Origin of the sequence: Janthinobacterium sp. SUN128 (assembly GCF_030587275.1) — a bacterium.
Taxonomy (GTDB): Bacteria; Pseudomonadota; Gammaproteobacteria; order Burkholderiales; family Burkholderiaceae_D; genus Janthinobacterium; species Janthinobacterium lividum.
The window spans coordinates 3276974-3293003 of sequence record NZ_JAPWHY010000001.1 but is presented as its reverse complement, the minus strand read 5'-3'; the positions used below and the strand labels follow the sequence as shown (position 1 = coordinate 3293003).

The 16030-nt window shown below is 64.0% G+C and carries 11 protein-coding genes; 8 read left to right on the top strand and 3 right to left on the bottom strand.

Features of this window, described 5'->3' with window-relative positions; all coding sequences use genetic code 11:
* The first annotated feature begins 22 nt into the window (after positions 1-22).
* Positions 23-4246 (top strand): ATP-dependent RNA helicase HrpA, encoded by a 4224-nt coding sequence (gene hrpA, locus O3297_RS14830; protein WP_305049041.1) that lies wholly within the window; start codon positions 23-25, stop codon positions 4244-4246.
* A gap of 116 nt (positions 4247-4362) precedes the next feature.
* Here the strand turns inward: hrpA and O3297_RS14825 are convergent, their stop codons facing one another.
* The gene (locus tag O3297_RS14825; RefSeq protein WP_305049040.1) at positions 4363-4968 is read right to left on the bottom strand and encodes a PRC-barrel domain-containing protein; all 606 of its coding nucleotides are present in this window, start codon (positions 4966-4968) and stop codon (positions 4363-4365) included.
* A 237-nt stretch (positions 4969-5205) separates the two neighbouring features.
* Here O3297_RS14825 and O3297_RS14820 point away from each other — a divergent pair, with 237 nt between their 5' ends.
* The 3 genes from O3297_RS14820 (at position 5206) to O3297_RS14810 (ending at position 10045) form a co-directional block, all read left to right on the top strand.
* Positions 5206-6405 (top strand): PHB depolymerase family esterase, encoded by a 1200-nt coding sequence (locus O3297_RS14820; protein WP_305049039.1) that lies wholly within the window; start codon positions 5206-5208, stop codon positions 6403-6405.
* A 308-nt stretch (positions 6406-6713) separates the two neighbouring features.
* A complete protein-coding gene (locus O3297_RS14815) occupies positions 6714-7928 on the top strand; it encodes an MFS transporter (RefSeq protein ID WP_305049038.1) in 1215 nt (404 codons plus the stop codon).
* Between the two features lie 83 nt (positions 7929-8011).
* A complete protein-coding gene (locus O3297_RS14810) occupies positions 8012-10045 on the top strand; it encodes a GNAT family N-acetyltransferase (protein WP_305049037.1) in 2034 nt (677 codons plus the stop codon).
* 52 nt (positions 10046-10097) lie between these two features.
* Here O3297_RS14810 and O3297_RS14805 read toward each other — a convergent pair whose 3' ends face one another.
* Entirely contained in the window at positions 10098-11363 is a 1266-nt protein-coding gene (locus O3297_RS14805; protein WP_070260408.1) for a putative Na+/H+ antiporter, read from the bottom strand.
* A gap of 206 nt (positions 11364-11569) precedes the next feature.
* On the opposite strand from O3297_RS14805, the gene imuA reads away from it, so the two are divergent.
* From imuA to O3297_RS14785, 4 genes are all read left to right on the top strand, one after another.
* Complete coding sequence (imuA, locus tag O3297_RS14800) at positions 11570-12280, top strand: translesion DNA synthesis-associated protein ImuA (protein ID WP_305049036.1); 711 nt, start codon at positions 11570-11572, stop codon at positions 12278-12280.
* On the top strand, positions 12210-13697 hold the full coding sequence (locus O3297_RS14795) for a DNA polymerase Y family protein (RefSeq protein ID WP_305049035.1): 1488 nt from the start codon (positions 12210-12212) through the stop codon (positions 13695-13697). Before imuA ends, O3297_RS14795 begins: the two co-directional genes overlap by 71 nt.
* An 81-nt stretch (positions 13698-13778) precedes the next feature.
* Complete coding sequence (locus tag O3297_RS14790) at positions 13779-14483, top strand: glutathione S-transferase N-terminal domain-containing protein (RefSeq protein ID WP_305049034.1); 705 nt, start codon at positions 13779-13781, stop codon at positions 14481-14483.
* 70 nt (positions 14484-14553) lie between these two features.
* Positions 14554-15312 (top strand): S9 family peptidase, encoded by a 759-nt coding sequence (locus O3297_RS14785; RefSeq protein WP_305049033.1) that lies wholly within the window; start codon positions 14554-14556, stop codon positions 15310-15312.
* Between the two features lie 196 nt (positions 15313-15508).
* Here O3297_RS14785 and O3297_RS14780 read toward each other — a convergent pair whose 3' ends face one another.
* Entirely contained in the window at positions 15509-15859 is a 351-nt protein-coding gene (locus O3297_RS14780; protein ID WP_034783462.1) for a hypothetical protein, read from the bottom strand.
* Positions 15860-16030 lie beyond the last annotated feature (171 nt).

Sequence of the window (16030 nt, the reverse complement as noted above, 5' to 3'; positions counted from 1 at the left end):
CTTAAAATACCTGTAAAAAACAATGTCTTCAGCCAGCAATAAGTCTTCCCCTCCTTCCAACGTTGCAAATGTGCCCGCCAGCGGGGATATTTCCGCGCCTGCCGCCACGCCTGCGCAGGGCCGCCAGCGCCCGCCCGTGAGCCAGCAAAGGCAGCAGCCGCCGCGCGCGGAGCAGCAGAAACAGCAACAGCAGCAGCGATCGGGAGAGGGCAAGCCCCAGGCCGCGCGCCCGCCGCGCGAGGGGCAGGAAAGCCGCGAAGCCCGCGATGCGGCCCGCGCCGCGCGCGAGGCGGAAAAGGCTTTCCGCAATCCGCTGCCGCCGATTACGTATCCGGAAGACTTGCCCGTCTCGGGCCGGCGCGCGGAAATCGCCAAGGCCCTGATGGAAAACCAGGTGATCATCGTTTCGGGCGAGACGGGTTCCGGCAAGACGACCCAGTTGCCGAAGATTTGCCTGGAGCTGGGACGCGGCCAGAAGGGCATGATCGGCCACACGCAGCCGAGGCGTATCGCCGCTTCCTCGACGGCCAAGCGCATCGCGCAGGAGCTTGGTACGCCGCTGGGCGAAACGGTGGGTTTCAAGGTCCGCTTTACCGATACCCTGAGCCGTGGCGCGTCCGTCAAGCTGATGACGGACGGTATCTTGCTGGCCGAGACGCAGACCGATCCGTTGTTGAAAAATTACGACACCATCATCATCGATGAGGCGCACGAACGCAGCCTGAACATCGATTTCCTGCTCGGTTATCTGAAACAGCTGCTGCCGCGCAGGCCGGACCTGAAAATCATCATCACCTCGGCCACCATCGATGCGGAACGCTTCTCGCGCCATTTCGGCACGCCGGAAAAACCGGCGCCCGTGATCGAAGTGTCGGGCCGTCTGTACCAGGTGGAAGTGCGCTACCGCCCCGTGGAGCGCGAGCAGGTAGCCATGCCTGGTTCGGGCGCGAACGCCGACAAGCCGGGCCAGCGCACGGCCGCCGCGCGCGAAAAGCGCGACTTGATGGATGCCGTCGTCGATGGCGTGGAAGAACTGTGCCGCATCGGCTCGGGTGACGTGCTGGTGTTCTTGCCGGGCGAGCGCGAAATCCGCGACTGCGCCGAAGCGCTGCGCAAGCACCATCCGCCGCACGTGGAAATCCTGCCCCTGTTCGCCCGTTTGTCGGCCGAAGAGCAGGAGCGCGTCTTTAAAACCAGCAACGCGCGCCGCATCGTGCTGGCCACCAACGTGGCGGAAACCTCGCTGACGGTGCCCGGCATCCGCTACGTGGTCGATGCGGGCCTGGCCCGCGTGAAACGCTACAGCTATCGCAACAAGGTCGAGCAGCTGCAGGTCGAGCCGATCGCCCAGTCGGCCGCCAACCAGCGCGCCGGCCGTTGCGGCCGCGTGGCCGACGGCGTCTGCATCCGCCTGTACGAAGAGCAGGATTATCTGCTGCGGCCCAAATTCACGGAGCCGGAAATCCTGCGCTCCTCCTTGGCGGCCGTCATCCTGCGCATGAAATCGTTGCACCTGACGGACGTGGAAACCTTCCCCTTCATCGAGCCGCCGCTGGCGCGCGCGGTGGCTGATGGCTACCAGTTGCTGCAGGAACTCGGCGCCGTCGATGAAGTGAACAAGCTCACGCCGCTGGGCAACAAGCTGGCCAAGCTGCCGCTGGACCCGCGCGTGGGCCGCATGATCCTGGCCGCGCTCGATAACGCGTGTTTGACGGAAGTGCTGATCGTCGCCTCGGCCCTGTCCGTGCAAGACCCGCGCGACCGTCCGATGGAACACCAGCAGGCGGCTGACGAGGCGCACAAGAAATTCGCCGATGAAAAGTCGGAATTCCTCAGTTACCTGAAAATCTGGCGCTGGTTCGAGTCCGCCATCGAGCACAAGAAAACCAACCGCCAGTTGCAGGATAATTGCCGCACGAATTTCCTGTCGCAGATGCGCTTGCGCGAATGGCGCGACGTGCATTCTCAGCTGCTGACCATCGTCAAGGAGCAGGGCTGGCGATTGAATGAGGCGCCGGCCACCTATGACAACCTGCATATGGCCTTGCTGACCGGCTTGCTGGGCAATATCGGTTTCAAGGGCGAAGATGAACCGGGCGCCGGCTACCTGGGTGCGCGCGGCATCAAGTTCCATATCTGGCCCGGTTCCTCGCTGTTGAAAAAGCCGGGCAAGTGGATCATGGCGGCCGAACTGGTCGACACGACGCGTTTGTACGCGCGCTGCGTGGCGCAGATCCAGCCCGAATGGCTGGAAAAAGTCGGCGTACACTTGCTGAAGAAATCCTGGGGCGAACCGCGCTGGGAAAAACGCTCGGCGCAGGTGACGGCGTCCGAACGGGCTACTCTTTATGGCCTGGTGGTGTACAGCCAGCGCCGCATCAATTACGGCAATTTCAACTTGCCGGAAGCGCGCGAAATCTTTATCCGCGACGCCCTCGTGGGCGGCGACTTCGACACGCGCGCGCCGTTCTTTGCGCACAACCACAAGCTGATCAAGGATATCGAAAACCTGGAACACAAATCGCGCCGCCTGGACGTGCTGGTCGACGATGAACTGATCGCCGCCTTCTACGACAAGCTGCTGCCGGCGGACGTGTGCAATGGCGCCGGTTTCGAGAAATGGCACAAGGAAGCCACGCGCGAAAACCCGAAGCTGCTGTATTTGAACCGCGAAGAGCTGATGCGCCACGAGGCGGCCGGCGTGACGACGGACCTGTTCCCGAAGACCATGTCCGTGACGGGCCTGGAAATGGGCCTGACGTACCACTTCGAGCCGGGCAGCGTGCGCGATGGCGTGACCTTGAGCGTGCCGCTGTATGCTTTGAACCAGTTGCCGCGCGAGCGCTGCGAATGGCTGGTGCCGGGCATGCTGAAGGAAAAAGTGCATCTGCTGCTCAAATCCCTGCCGCAAAAGCTGCGCCGCCACTGCGTGCCGCTGCCCGATTACGCGGCCAAGTTCTGCGAGCGCGTGCATGAGGCGGGCGTGTTTGGCCGCGGCGACCTGATCGACGCCATCATCGCCGACATCCGCACGCAGATCACGATCAATGTGCTGACGACGGACTTCAAGCCGGAAACCCTGCCTGCCCATCACTTCATGAATTTCAAGGTGATCGACGAGCATGGCCGCCAGCTCGACATGGGCCGCAACCTGGCCACCCTGCAGGCGGAATTCGGCGGCCAGGCGCGCCAGAGTTTCCAGAAGCTGGCTGAAGTGTCGGGCGTTTCCGGCACGGGCACGCCCGGTGCCAAGGTGGCGGGCGCGCAAGTGGCATCGCGGCTGCAGGCGCAAGCCCAGGGCGCCGCCGCCAACGCGGCAACAGGCAAGGGCGGCGCGCCGGCCAAGGGAGTGGCTGCCGCTGCAGCGCCGGCGTCCCCGAATGCCACCGTCTCGCAGCACATGGGCTTGACGGGCTGGACCTTTGGCGAGTTGCCGGAGTTGCTCGAAATCGTGCAAGGCAAGCTGACCCTGATCGGTTTCCCCGCCCTGGTCGACAAGGGTACGCATTGCGACCTGGAAGTGTTCGATGATCCGACCGTAGCCGCCCGTACGCACAAGGTGGGTTTGCGCCGATTGTTCGCGCTGCAAATGAAGGAACAGATCAAGTACGTCGAGAAAAGCATCCCCGGCCTTCAGCAGATGGGCATGCAATTCATGGCTCTCGGTTCGCAGGAAGAGTTGCGCGAGCAAATCATCAACAAGGCGCTCGACATCGCTTGCCTGCAAGATCCGCTGCCGCTGGACGCCGCCTCGTTTGCCAAACGCCAGGCGGAGGGCAAGTCGCGTCTCGTCTTGCTGGTCAATGAAATCGCCCGCTTGCTGTCGCAAGTGCTGACGGAATTCCACGGCTTGCCCAAGCGCCTGCAGAATATTCCCGCAGCGGCCGCCGCCGATATCCAGTCGCAGCTGCAAGGCCTCGTGCATAAGCGCTTCCTGACGGAAAACGAGTACACGCAACTGGCGCATTTCCCCCGCTATCTGAAGGCGATCAACGTGCGCCTGGAAAAGCTGCGCGCCGACCCCGCGCGCGACACCAAGTTGATGGCCGAATGGCAATCGGCCGCCGCGCCGTATCTGCGTCAGGCCAAGGACCGCCAGGCCGGCAAGAATACGGACCCGAAACTGGTCGACTTCCGCTGGATGCTGGAAGAGCTGCGCGTGTCGCTGTTTGCGCAGGAGTTGCGCACGCCGATGCCTGTTTCTGCCAAGCGTTTACAGAAAGTGTGGGAGTCGATGCAGCGGTAGGTCGGATTAGCGGGGCAAAGCCACGCGTAATCCGACGACATCGTTGGCGCGACCGGTGGTGCCGTGTCAACGGTGTTATCGGTGTCGCTGGTGGTGTCGGATTACGCGGCTAGCCGCTAATCCGACCTACCCGACCCATGTTTATCGAACTCATCGTCGCCGAGCGCCGAACGCGAGCCCAGGTCGCCCTGGCTGCTGCCCGTGCCAGCGCGGCTGCCGCTCATGGAGGTGCCGGTCAGGCTGCCTTCGCTGCCCGATTGCAGGCTGGCGCCGCTGCGCGGGTCGCTGCCGGATGGCATGCGCCTGCCTGCCATGGCGCCGCTGCCGTAGCGCATGCCGCTGCCATAGAACGCTTCCATCTGCTGGTTCCAGGCATCGCTGCCCATGTCGGGCCAGTTGTTCTTGTCGAAACCGGGAGCCTCTTTCAGCAAGTCTTTGTCCACGTTGAGCAGGAAGCGCTTGTTGACGGTGTCCAGGGTCAGGCGTTCCCAGGGCACGGCAAACAGCTTGTCGCCCATGCCCAGCATGCCGCCGAAGGAGAGTACGGCATAGGCGATCTGGCCGGTGCGCATGTCGAGCATGATTTCCTTGATGTCGCCCAGTTCCTCGCCGCTGTGATTGTAGACATCGTCGCCGAGCAGGGTGTCAGCCCCCATCAGGGCCGGCCCCGGGCCGTCGTGGTTGCGGTACATGCCCAGGATGTCGCGGTCCAGATAGCTCATGGTGTTCTCTCCTCGTGAAGTGCTGATCGAACATCCAGATTACGCATGCGCACCAAGTCGCCCTTGATCTGCCTCAATGGTGCCAGCGGCACTTTTATCGGTGTGCAAGCGTACGGTGTGGTCAGCCAATTGCGGTACTCTATGCGTTCTAAAGAGGAGGCCGCACATGCTGACGATGCAACGATGCAGTGGGATGAACTTGCGGTACGCTCCACCACGACATGGGCGCCGCTTGCCATGGTAAAGCCCGCCACCAAATGGCTGCGCGGGTTATTGCGCGCCGGTAAGGCGCAGCAGCGCACGGCGACCAAGCTGGCTAAGGTGCTGTTCGGGCCCGTGCCGGCCAAGCCCACGCCTAAATCTAAACCTAAGCCCCGCAGCAAGCCCGTGGCCAAGACCAGGCCGACGCCGCGCGCCAGGCCCGCCAGCGACGCCGTGCCCTCGCTGGCGCCCTTTGCCACGCCCCTGTCGCCCCCGCGCGTGCGCAAGCGAACGCCGCCCCCGCCAGGCAAGTGGCTGGCCGCCCACTATGCGCCATTGCCGGAACTGGGACAGTTGCCGGGCCGGCGCCTGCCCTATTTCCTGTACCTGCCCGAGAAGGCGCCCAGCGCCGCCATGCGCAGCCGTGGCCGGCCGCTGCTGGTGATGCTGCACGGCTGCGAGCAGAGCGCCACGCAGTTTGCCGAAGGCACGCGCATGAACCGCCTGGCCGAACGCAAGGGTTATGCCGTGCTGTATCCGCAGCAATCGCTGCGCTCGCATGCGCGCCGCTGCTGGAAGTGGTACGACAAGCTGACGCAGGAGGGCGGCGGCGACGTGCGCCTGATCGTCGGCGCCATCGAGCAGGTGGCGGCCCGCTATGCGATCGACCGCGCGCGCATCTATATCTGCGGCATTTCCGCCGGCGCCGGCATGGCGCATATCGTGGCCTTGAACCATCCCCATCTGTTCGCCGCGCTGGGCCTGCATTCCGGGCCCGTGTTTGGCGCCGGGCATAACCTGATCGGCGCGCTGGGCGTGATGCAGCATGGCGCTGCCGCCCGTGCCGACGCGGCCATCGATGAAGTGCTGGCGCGCCAGCCCGCGTTTCCCCGCTTGCCCACCATCCTGCTGCAAGGGTTGGCCGACAAGGTGGTGCGGCCCATCAACCAGACGCAGCTGGTCCGCCAGAGCGTACGCGTGAACCGCTTGCCGTTTGATACCGTGGTGACGGCGCAGCGCCTGCCTGGCGGCGCGGCGGGCGGACGCAATCCGGCCCATGCGTATGGGCTGCACGACTATCAGGTGGGCAAGGATGTGCTGCTGCGCGTGGCGCAGGTCGAGCACCTCGAGCACGCGTGGAGCGGCGGCGATGCCAGCCTGCCGTTCAACGACAAGGCCAAGCCCGACGCCAGTAGGATGCTGCTCGATTTCTTCGCCAGCCACCGCCGCCGGTAAGCCGGCGTGCCTGCGCGCCGCAACGGCGCGCAGGCACTGGTACGCATCGTTCTTGCATTCCCCCTCAGGGCCGCTGCCGCGCGGCGGGGCGCTGGCCGCGCCCATTTCAGCACAGATTCCACATGCCGCAGCACCATCGAGTTTATCTAATTGGTATTGCTGCGGTATTTAAAAATCACAAAAACAGGCGCTAAAAATACTAACTGGTATACAATTGGTACACGTTTTCAGTGTGAAGCGTGTCTGCCGTCCCATGCCCCGACGGCAGATATGCACTGACGGCAGCCACCCACGTTACGGAACGCGCCATGTCCATCAAGTCCAAGCAGTTGCTGTGGTTTTTTGCGTTTTTCCTCGTCTTTGAACTGAATATCTATCTGTCCAACGACATGATCATGCCGGCCATGCTGGGCATCGTCGGCGAGTTCCAGGCGGAGGAAAAATTCGTCCCCCTGTCCCTGAGCCTGTATCTGCTGGGCGGCAGTTCCCTGCAGATTTTCCTGGGGCCTTTGGCCGACACCATCGGCAAACGCAAGCTGGTGCTGACCGGCAATACCTTGTTCCTGCTGGCCACGCTGGCCGTGCCATTTGCCGCGTCGATCGAGCAATTTCTCGCCGCGCGTTTCATCCAGGGCATGGGCTGCTGCTTCATCTTCGTCGGCTATGCCATGATCCATGAACTGTTCGATGACATGGCTGCCGTCAAGCTGAGCAGCATCCTGTCGAGCACCACCATCCTCGCGCCCCTTGCCGGCCCCATCCTCGGCAGCGCCATCATCAGCCGGCTGGACTGGCGCTACGTCTTTTTCCTCTCCGGCTTGCTGGCGCTGCTGTCCTTGCTGGGCCTGTTCAAGACCATGCCGCGCGCGGCCGCCAGGGTCACGCGCCTGGACCTGGGCGCCATCGTGCGCAGCTACGCGGCCATTTTCAGCAACAAGCGCTTCATGTTCGGCATGTTCACGGCCGGGCTGGCCACCGTGCCCCTGACGGCCTGGATCGGCTTTTCGCCCATCTTCGTGCTGCAGGAAATGGGCGCCTCCTACGCCACGTATATCGCCCTGCAATGCGTGATTTTGTCGGGCTTTGTCCTCAGCAGCATCGCCATCCAGCGCCTGCGCCAGGACTTCCCCCTCGTGCATCTGCTGCGCCTGGGCGGGCTGGTCGCGGCCGCCGGCATGCTGGGCGCCGGCGCGGGCCGCCATCACGTCGACGTGTTCGCCGCCTGCATGTTTGTCTATTCCATCGGCTTCGGCCTGTTCAATGGCGCCCTGATACGCAGCGCGATTACGGCCAGCAAGGAATCGGTGACCTTGACGACGGCTGCCATGAGCTTGTTGTACTGCATTTATCTGTCCGCCTGGCTGCAGCTCTATAACGTGCTGTGCCAGCGTTTCGGCTATGCGCTGGAAACGTATGCGCTGCTCAATATCCCCGTCATCGTGGTCATCGCCGCCTGCCTGCTGCTGTTTACGCGGGGCATGGCGGGGCGCCGGGAAAGCGAGGTGCTGCTCGCCCGGCACTGATGGCGCAGCGATGCGCATGTTGTCGACCTTGTTTTACCTCCTGCGAAGTTTATTGACACTCTCCTGCGGAAAATGGTGCGCCCATGAAAATAGATGACCTGGCCTCGAAACACGATCAAGCAAAGATCTTCAACCTGGAATACGAGTTCCGCATCAACCGGCTGAAACTCGACTACATCACCCTGGCCGATGTCCGGCCGGCCGGCAGCGACCTGGAACAGCTGGCCGTGGAGCACCAGGCGGGCATCGCGGCCCTGCGCAGCTTCGTCGCCCTGAATTTCAACCATTTCAATGCAGCAAGCTGCTCGTCGCTGAGCTGCATCCCCACGCGCGCGCTCGGCGACGACGAGCGCTACCTGCACCGCATCTGGATGGGCGGACCGTTGCCGGCCATCGCAGCCGAAGCGATCCAGCAGTGGGGCGCGGCGCTGGAAGCGGTGCGGCACAACGGCGGCGCGCCGTACGTCTCCATCCTGTGGGTGTGGGATGCGCAGCAGCTGCGTAATGACGAGCGCTTCAGCCCCACGGGCGGCGCCGGGCGCTACACGATAGGCCGCTACGCCATCGGCGGCACGACCCTGCATATCAATTCGCTGCGCGCGCTGGCGCTGGATTTCGCGCCGGCCCGCTTCGGCGTACTCGATACCCTGCATATGCAGCGCTACTTCGCCACCTTGTCCGATTATTTCCGCATCCTCATCATGTGCGAATACGGCGGCATGTATATGGATGTCGATACGATCCCGCACAATCCGGCGACGATTTTCCTGATGAAGCCGGAAGTGCCCGATTATTTCCAGCGCAAGGATGGCGACAGCGAAGAGCGCCAGCATGTCAGCTGGATGAATCTGTTTCTCGATGAAACGGGCATGCTGATCGCCAAGAAGAACGATGCCGCGCTGCGTGTGATCCAGCGCAATGTGAACATCGCCTATGCGGGTATCGATGCGCGGATTCCTCGTTCCTGCCCGCAATTCGAGGCGCAGCTGTTTGGCCAGTTCTATGCCGAATGGAAGAAAAACCTGGGCGTGACCCTGCTCAGCCATGCCGAGTTCTACCAGCGCTATTGCGTGCTGTATGACGGTGCGCGGGAAGCGGTGGCGGGCGGCATCCGCGGCATGCGCTTGCTGGACGATATCATTACCGACGTGCACATTCCCCTCAGTGAGGAGGAACGGCGCGCGTATGCGCGCTGCGTCGCCAGGCTCGACGAAATCGGCTGGCAGCTTGACGATCCTTTGAGCCTGCCCGACATCGTCGATGTGTTCGATATCGAGGAAGTGCCGCGCATGGCGTATGCGGCCCAGCTGCGGGCGGACATCGACCATTTTCACTATTACTCGGTGCTGTCGGACGACCCGCAGCTCGATCGCGTGAATGGCGTATTTTGCCGCTACCTGCTGGCCCACCGTTCGCGGCATATTGCCGCTGGCGATTTCTGGCGCCCGACCGTGGGCCGCCACGGCAGCCGCATGCCGGCCGCCAGCGATGCCGTCCCGTCCGGCGACGAGATGCAGGCGGGCCTGCTGTCGCATGCGCCGCTCAAGCTGGTGCCGGGTGAACTGCTGGGCGATGAGACGAGGAACCGCATGGCGAAACTGCTGTTTGCCACCAGCTATCTCGAATACTGCTCGTTCGGCAATAAACTCAATCTGCAGTTCGTCGAATTGCAGCGGCGGCAGAATATCGACCCGTATCTGCAGCACATCCACGGCCTGCATGACGAAGACGGGCGTTTCATCGGCTTCTTCACGGCCGCCACGATGGCCGAGTTCCAGGCTTGCGGCGCCGTCTCGTATTACCGGGACGACATGAAGGCGCTCGACGATGCCTATGACGCATTCGTGCTCGCGCATGCGCGCACCGACGACTGTTTCGTCAGCAGTCTGGCCATCGACGAGAAATACCGGGGGCAGGGCCTGTTCCGGCAGATGTTCCATGAAATCCGCGACCTGGCCAGCCGCAAGGGCTGTGCGCGCATCACCTTGACGGTATGGGAAAAAAGCGAAGCGCTGCAAGTGTATCTGCACAAGGGTTTTCGCAGCGTGGGCACGTTCGACTATGCCTACAGCCTGTTCTATGACCGGCTGCATTTCCTCGTGTATGAGGGAAACTGAAGAGGGAAATTGAAGGCAGCAGGGGCGGCCGGCAGCCGCCCCGTGATGAGGCTTACAGGGCCAGGAAGGCCAGGCCCGCCACAGCCGTCGGCAGCAGGGCGCCGGCCAGCAAACCGACGGCGCCGATCGATTCATCCTTGAAGCCGCGGCGCAGCAGGGCCACGCCGGCCGGGTTCGGCGCATTGGCGATGACGGTCAAGCCGCCACCGGCCACGGCGCCGGCCATCAGCATGTATTTCGCTTCGTCCGTCATGCCGACGATCAGCGAACCGAGGTAAGTGAGGGCCGCATTGTCGGTAATGGCCGTCAAGCCCAGGGCGCCGAAGAACAGGGCCAGCGGTTTCAGGCTGGAAACGATGGGCTGCAGCCACCATTGCTGCATGCCGCCCAGTACCACCAGGCCGCCGAGGAAGAAGCCGACCAATAAACCCTCTTTCAGGATCAGCGGGCTTTGATAGCGCTCATACGCCTGCACGAAGCCGAGGAAGAACAGGAACAGGCCGATGAACAGCACGGGATGGTGCGCCAGGGCGACGACGCCGGCCAGCACGATCATATGCACCAGGCTGACGGCCAGCGGCACTTTTGGCGCTTCGACTTCACCGGCCTTCGGCTTGATGTCGGAGGTGTTGCTGTGCAGGTATTTGCGCAGCAAAATGCTCACGCCGGTGGCGTTGACGAGGACGGCGATGGCCGCCTTCCAGCCGAAATGGCTGGCCATGTAGGCGCTATCCCAGTTCCACGTGGTGGCCACCATCAGCACGGGCGGCGCCGCGTACGAGGTGAGCGTGCCGCCGATGGAAACGTTGACGAACAGCACGCCCAGCGCGCCGTATTTCAGCCATTCAGGGATGCCCGGGCGGAAGATTTGCGGTGCCAGCATCAGCGCGGCCAGGGTCATGGCGGCCGGTTCCGTGATCAACGAACCCGTCAGGGGCACAAGCGCCAGGCCCAGCCAGACGAGGGCCAGTTCCGTGCGCAGCGGCATCACGCGCGCCACGCCTTTCAACAGGCGCTGCACGGCGTCGAGCACGGGGCGCGAGGCAGCCACGACCATGACGACAAAGACGAACAGCGGCTCCGTGTAATGGCGCGACTCGGCATACTCGATGGCCGCATCGCCGCCCGAGACAAAGGCCATGATGATGATCAGGATGAAGGCCCAGAAGCCGAACACGACTTCCACTTCGCCCAGCAAATGCAGCAGGCCCGCATGGCGGGGGTGGCGCCGCGACAATGTTTCAAACGACTTGGCGGCGAAGGTGTGGATGAGCGCAAGCCCGAAGACGATGGCGCTGATGATTTGGATGGTGGTCAAATGCGTTTCCTTATGGACGGAGGAGGCCGACTGGTACTTTGCCAGACGGTAAGGAGAGTGCTTATGGTACAGCAATCGATGTGAAAAACGGTGTTTTTCGGACGTGGCGGGACGGCCCCCGGGGAGCTGCGGCGCAGATAAGCCTTGCCAAAAACGTGGCTGGATAGTACTGTATATGCATACAGTATTTATCTTCATATTCAATTATGCAACATTCCGAATTGATGGCCTCGCCGGAAGCCTTGCACCCGTCCCTGTGGCGCGCATCGCAGCTGGGGCAGGGCGCCACGCGCTGCCTGGACACGGGCTTTGCCGCCCTGTCCGCGCAGTTGCCCGGCGGCGGCTGGCCCAGCGGCAGCCTCATCGATCTGCTGGTGCAGCAGCCGGGCAGCGGCGAATTGCGGCTGCTGGCGCCCGCGCTGGCGCAGCTGCCGGGCTTGCCCATCGTGCTGCTGCAACCGCCCCATCCGCCGCAGGCGCTGGCCCTGGCCGCGCAGGGGCTGACGCCGTCACAATTGCTGTGGTTAAAGAGCGCCAGCAGCAAGGATGCCTTGTGGGCGGCGGAAAATATCTTGCGCAGCGGTAGTTGCGGCGCCTTGCTGTTCTGGCAGCCGCATGTGCGCGCCGACAGCCTGCGCCGGCTGCACCTGGCCGCGCAGTCCGGCAACACCCTGTTTTGCATGCTGCGCCCGCTGCACGGCGCGCAGGATGCATCGCCGGCGCCGTTGCGCCTGTCCGTGCGTCCGGCCGCCGGCGGCATCGAGATCGGCTTCATCAAGCGCCGGGGACCGCAGCGCGACGCGCCCCTGTTCCTGCCCCTGCAACCTCCTTCATTACTGCTACGCCATGCGACTCTGGATCGGCCTGTGCCTGCCCCGGCTCCCGCTCGAAGTGTTTTGCCCGCGCTGGTCGGTTGACAGCCTCGGCGTGGTGCTGGAGCAGGAGCAAGTGATGGCCGTGTCGCCGCTGGCGCGGGCAGCCGGCATCCGGCCGGGCATGCGCCGCGCCGGCGCGCTGATGCTGGCGCCGCAGGCGCGCCTGCACGAACGCTCCCAGGAACTGGAGGCGCAAGCCCTGCAAGCGGTAGCGCTGGCGCTGCTGCAATATTCGCCGCTGGTGGCGCAGGGCGAGGAAGCGACCCTGCTCGTCGATGCGGGCGCCAGCCTGCGCCTGTTCGGCGGCGTGCGCGCCCTGTGCCGGCAAATCGCGGCCAGCTTGCGCGCGCTCGGCTACACGGCCCAGCTGTCGTGCGCCCCCACGGCGCGCGGCGCCTGGCTGCTGGCGCGCGCCGGGACGCGCCGGGGCCGGACATTGAGCATGGCCAGCCTGGTGCGCCGCCTCGACCGCCTGCCGTGCGCCTTGCTGCCGCCGGCGCGCCCCTGGCTGGAATGGCTGGACGGCATCGGCTGCCGCACCCTGGGGCTGCTGCGCCACTTGCCCCGGCCCGGCTTGCAGCGCCGCTGCGGCGGGGCCTTGCTCGACATGCTCGACGATGCGCATGGCCACGGCACGGAACTGTACCTGTGGCTCGAAGCGCCGCCCACGTTCCGCGCCAGCCTGGAACTGTTCGACCGCGTGGAGCACGCTGACGCGCTGCTGTTCGGCGCGCGCCGGCTGCTGCAGCAAATGACGGGCTGGCTGTGCGCGCGGCAATTTGCCGTCGAGCGCATCCAATTGTTGCTGGCGCACGAGCGGGGCCGGGTGGCGCGTGCGCCCACCGTCATCGACCTGGCGCTGGGCGAGGCCGTCTGGCGCGACGAGCACCTGGTGCGCCTGCTCAAGGAACGCCTGGCGCAGCTGGTGCTGGACGCGCCCGTGATCGGCCTCACGCTGGAAGCGCTGCAGGTGCAGCCGATGGCGCCGCCCAGCGACACCCTGTTTCCCGAACCGGGCGGCACGCCGCAAGAGCGCCAGCGCTTGATGGAATTGCTGGTGGCGCGCCTGGGCACGGACAATGTCTTGCAGGCCGCGCCGCGCGCCGATTACCGTCCCGAGGCGGCCAACCAGTGGCTGCCGCTGCCTGCCAAGGCCGGCGGCAGAAACGCGGTGCCGGACTTGCCGCCCGGCTTGCCCGGCATGCCCCGTCCCGGCTGGCTGCTGGCCCAGCCCATCGCCCTCCTGATGCGCGAGCACCGGCCATTCTATGGCTCGCCTCTGAAGATGGTCTCTGTCGCCGAGCGCATCGAAGCGGGCTGGTGGGGCCAGTCGCAGGCGCGCGATTACTTCATCGCCGAAGGCCTCGACCATGCCCACTACTGGGTCTACCGTGAACGCATCGCCGGCAGCGGAGAAGATGCCGCGCCGCGCTGGTTTTTGCATGGCTTGTTTGGCTGAATGCGCTGTCCTGCTGAAACTGCCATGCTTGGCTATACTGGCTGCCCGGCGCCGCATCTTTAATTGAAATGAAGGATATCCATGACACAGCTTCCCGACTTCCCCATCACCCAAAAATGGCCTGCCCGGCATCCCGAGCGCCTGCAACTGTACTCGCTGCCGACGCCGAACGGCATCAAGGTTTCGATCCTGCTGGAAGAACTGGGCCTGGCGTACGAGCCGCACCTGGTCAGCTTCGAACAGAATGACCAGCTGTCGCCCGCCTTCCTGTCCCTCAATCCGAACAACAAGATTCCCGCCATCCTTGACCCGGACGGTCCCGATGGCAAGCCGCTGGCCCTGTTCGAGTCGGGCGCCATCCTGCTGTACCTGGCCGAAAAGACGGGCAAGTTCATCCCCCAGGACGCAGGCCTGCGCTATGAAACGATACAGTGGCTGATGTTCCAGATGGGCGGTATCGGGCCCATGTTTGGCCAGGTGGGCTTCTTCCATAAATTCGCCGGCAAGGATTACGAGGACAAGCGTCCGCTGGAACGCTATATCGGCGAGGCCAAGCGCCTGCTGGGCGTGCTCGAGCAGCGCCTGCAGGGCCGCGACTGGATCATGGGTAGCCAGTACACGATTGCCGACATCGCCATCTTCCCGTGGGTGCGCTGCCTGGTGGGTTTCTATGGGGCGGGCGACCTCGTCGGCTTTGGCAATTTCCCGCATGTGCAGCGCGCGCTGGACGCGTTTCTGGCCAGGCCAGCCGTTGCCAAAGGAGTCAATATTCCCAAGCGGGATTAAAGCAGGAAGTGGCCGGGCGGCGCTACAATGCGCCATCGGCCGCCCTGCGCGGCAGCTTTGATCTGAAACAATGAAATCCACCCGTCAAGATTTTCCCGGCGCGCACGGCCATGTGCTGGCGGCGCGCCTCGATGCGCCCGACGGCGCCATCCGCGCGTATGCGCTGTTTGCCCACTGTTTTACCTGCGGCAAGGATGTGCTGGCCGCGCGGCGCATCGCGCAAGGTCTCACGGAACACGGCATCGCCGTGCTGCGCTTCGACTTCACGGGGCTGGGCGCCAGCGAGGGCGAGTTTGCCGCCACCAATTTCTCGTCGAACGTGGACGACCTGGTCGCCGCCGCTGATTTCATGCGGGCAAAACATGCCGCGCCGCAATTGCTGATCGGCCATAGCCTGGGCGGCGCGGCCGTGCTGGCCGCTGCCGCGCAGGTGCCGGAAGCGACCGCCATCGCCACCCTGGCCGCGCCCAGCACGCCCGCCTACGTGACGCGCATGTTCAGCGAGCACCTGGAGCAAATCGCCGCCGAAGGCGAAGCGCTGGTGCAGCTGGAAGGGCGGCCCTTCCGCATCCGCCAGCAATTCGTCGACGACGCGGGCAGCCACAGCCTCAAGACCCACATCACCGGCCTGCGCCGCGCCCTGCTGGTGATGCACGCGCCGAACGACACGACGGTGAGCCTGTCGAACGCGATGGATATCTTTACGGCCGCCAAGCACCCGAAAAGCTTCGTTTCGCTCGACGATGCCGACCATCTGTTGACGGGGCGCGATGACGCGGCCTATGTTGCCAACGTGATCGCTGCCTGGAGCGCGCGCTATATCAGCTAAGTAAGCAAGCGGTCGCCCATGAAAAACGCCGCGGCAGCAGAAGCTGGCGCGGCGCGGATACTATTGGTACTTTACAACACCTGACAAAATCGTAGCGAGCGGCAGTGATTTGTGGCCGAGAAGCGCAGCCGTGCTAAAGCACGGTGAGCATCGCCGGCCGCAAAGCGCGACGCGCAGTAGATTTGGTCAGGTGTTCTCAGTCTTCGTCAAATTCGGCCGATAGATCCTTCCAGCCTTTGCTTACGGCAAAGGCCGAAAATTCCTCGGGCGCTTCCAGAACGATCAGTTTCTTGTCTTGCAAGCCAAGGTCGCCGTGGCCGAAATCGGGGCCTACGTAGCCGAGGCTGCGCAGGCGCGCCAGGATGTGGCCGACCAGGGTCTTGTCCTTATAGGCGCCCGCTTCGAGCGGGGCGGCGAAATCGACGTAGACGTCGATGATGCCGTAGCCTTCGTCGAAGATGCGGATGGCCTTGATGTCGTGGGCACGGCCGGAGCCGTCGGTGGCCTTGAAGGGGCCGCTGAGCTGGATGTCGGTGTCATTGTTCATGCCGCCAGCATACACCAAAAGCCGGTGCCGCATGGGGGACGCCATGCAAAATCCCCTTGGGCTGGGCATGTAAAAATTTCTTACAAATTTGGCGGCGTCTGGGGCGCTTTTCGCCAATTTCAAGGCCTTGAAAGGGGCTGGAGAGGCCGTATATCGGTAACAAGCGGATGC

What these genes read in the sequence shown, in the direction of transcription:
- hrpA (WP_305049041.1), top strand. Translation starts at nt 23, where the DNA reads ATGTCTTCAGCCAGCAATAAGTCTTCCCCTCCTTCCAACGTTGCAAAT.
- O3297_RS14825 (WP_305049040.1), bottom strand. Translation starts at nt 4,968, where the DNA reads ATGAGCTATCTGGACCGCGACATCCTGGGCATGTACCGCAACCACGAC.
- O3297_RS14820 (WP_305049039.1), top strand. Translation starts at nt 5,206, where the DNA reads ATGGTAAAGCCCGCCACCAAATGGCTGCGCGGGTTATTGCGCGCCGGT.
- O3297_RS14815 (WP_305049038.1), top strand. Translation starts at nt 6,714, where the DNA reads ATGTCCATCAAGTCCAAGCAGTTGCTGTGGTTTTTTGCGTTTTTCCTC.
- O3297_RS14810 (WP_305049037.1), top strand. Translation starts at nt 8,012, where the DNA reads ATGAAAATAGATGACCTGGCCTCGAAACACGATCAAGCAAAGATCTTC.
- imuA (WP_305049036.1), top strand. Translation starts at nt 11,570, where the DNA reads ATGCAACATTCCGAATTGATGGCCTCGCCGGAAGCCTTGCACCCGTCC.
- O3297_RS14795 (WP_305049035.1), top strand. Translation starts at nt 12,210, where the DNA reads ATGCGACTCTGGATCGGCCTGTGCCTGCCCCGGCTCCCGCTCGAAGTG.
- O3297_RS14790 (WP_305049034.1), top strand. Translation starts at nt 13,779, where the DNA reads ATGACACAGCTTCCCGACTTCCCCATCACCCAAAAATGGCCTGCCCGG.
- O3297_RS14785 (WP_305049033.1), top strand. Translation starts at nt 14,554, where the DNA reads ATGAAATCCACCCGTCAAGATTTTCCCGGCGCGCACGGCCATGTGCTG.
- O3297_RS14780 (WP_034783462.1), bottom strand. Translation starts at nt 15,859, where the DNA reads ATGAACAATGACACCGACATCCAGCTCAGCGGCCCCTTCAAGGCCACC.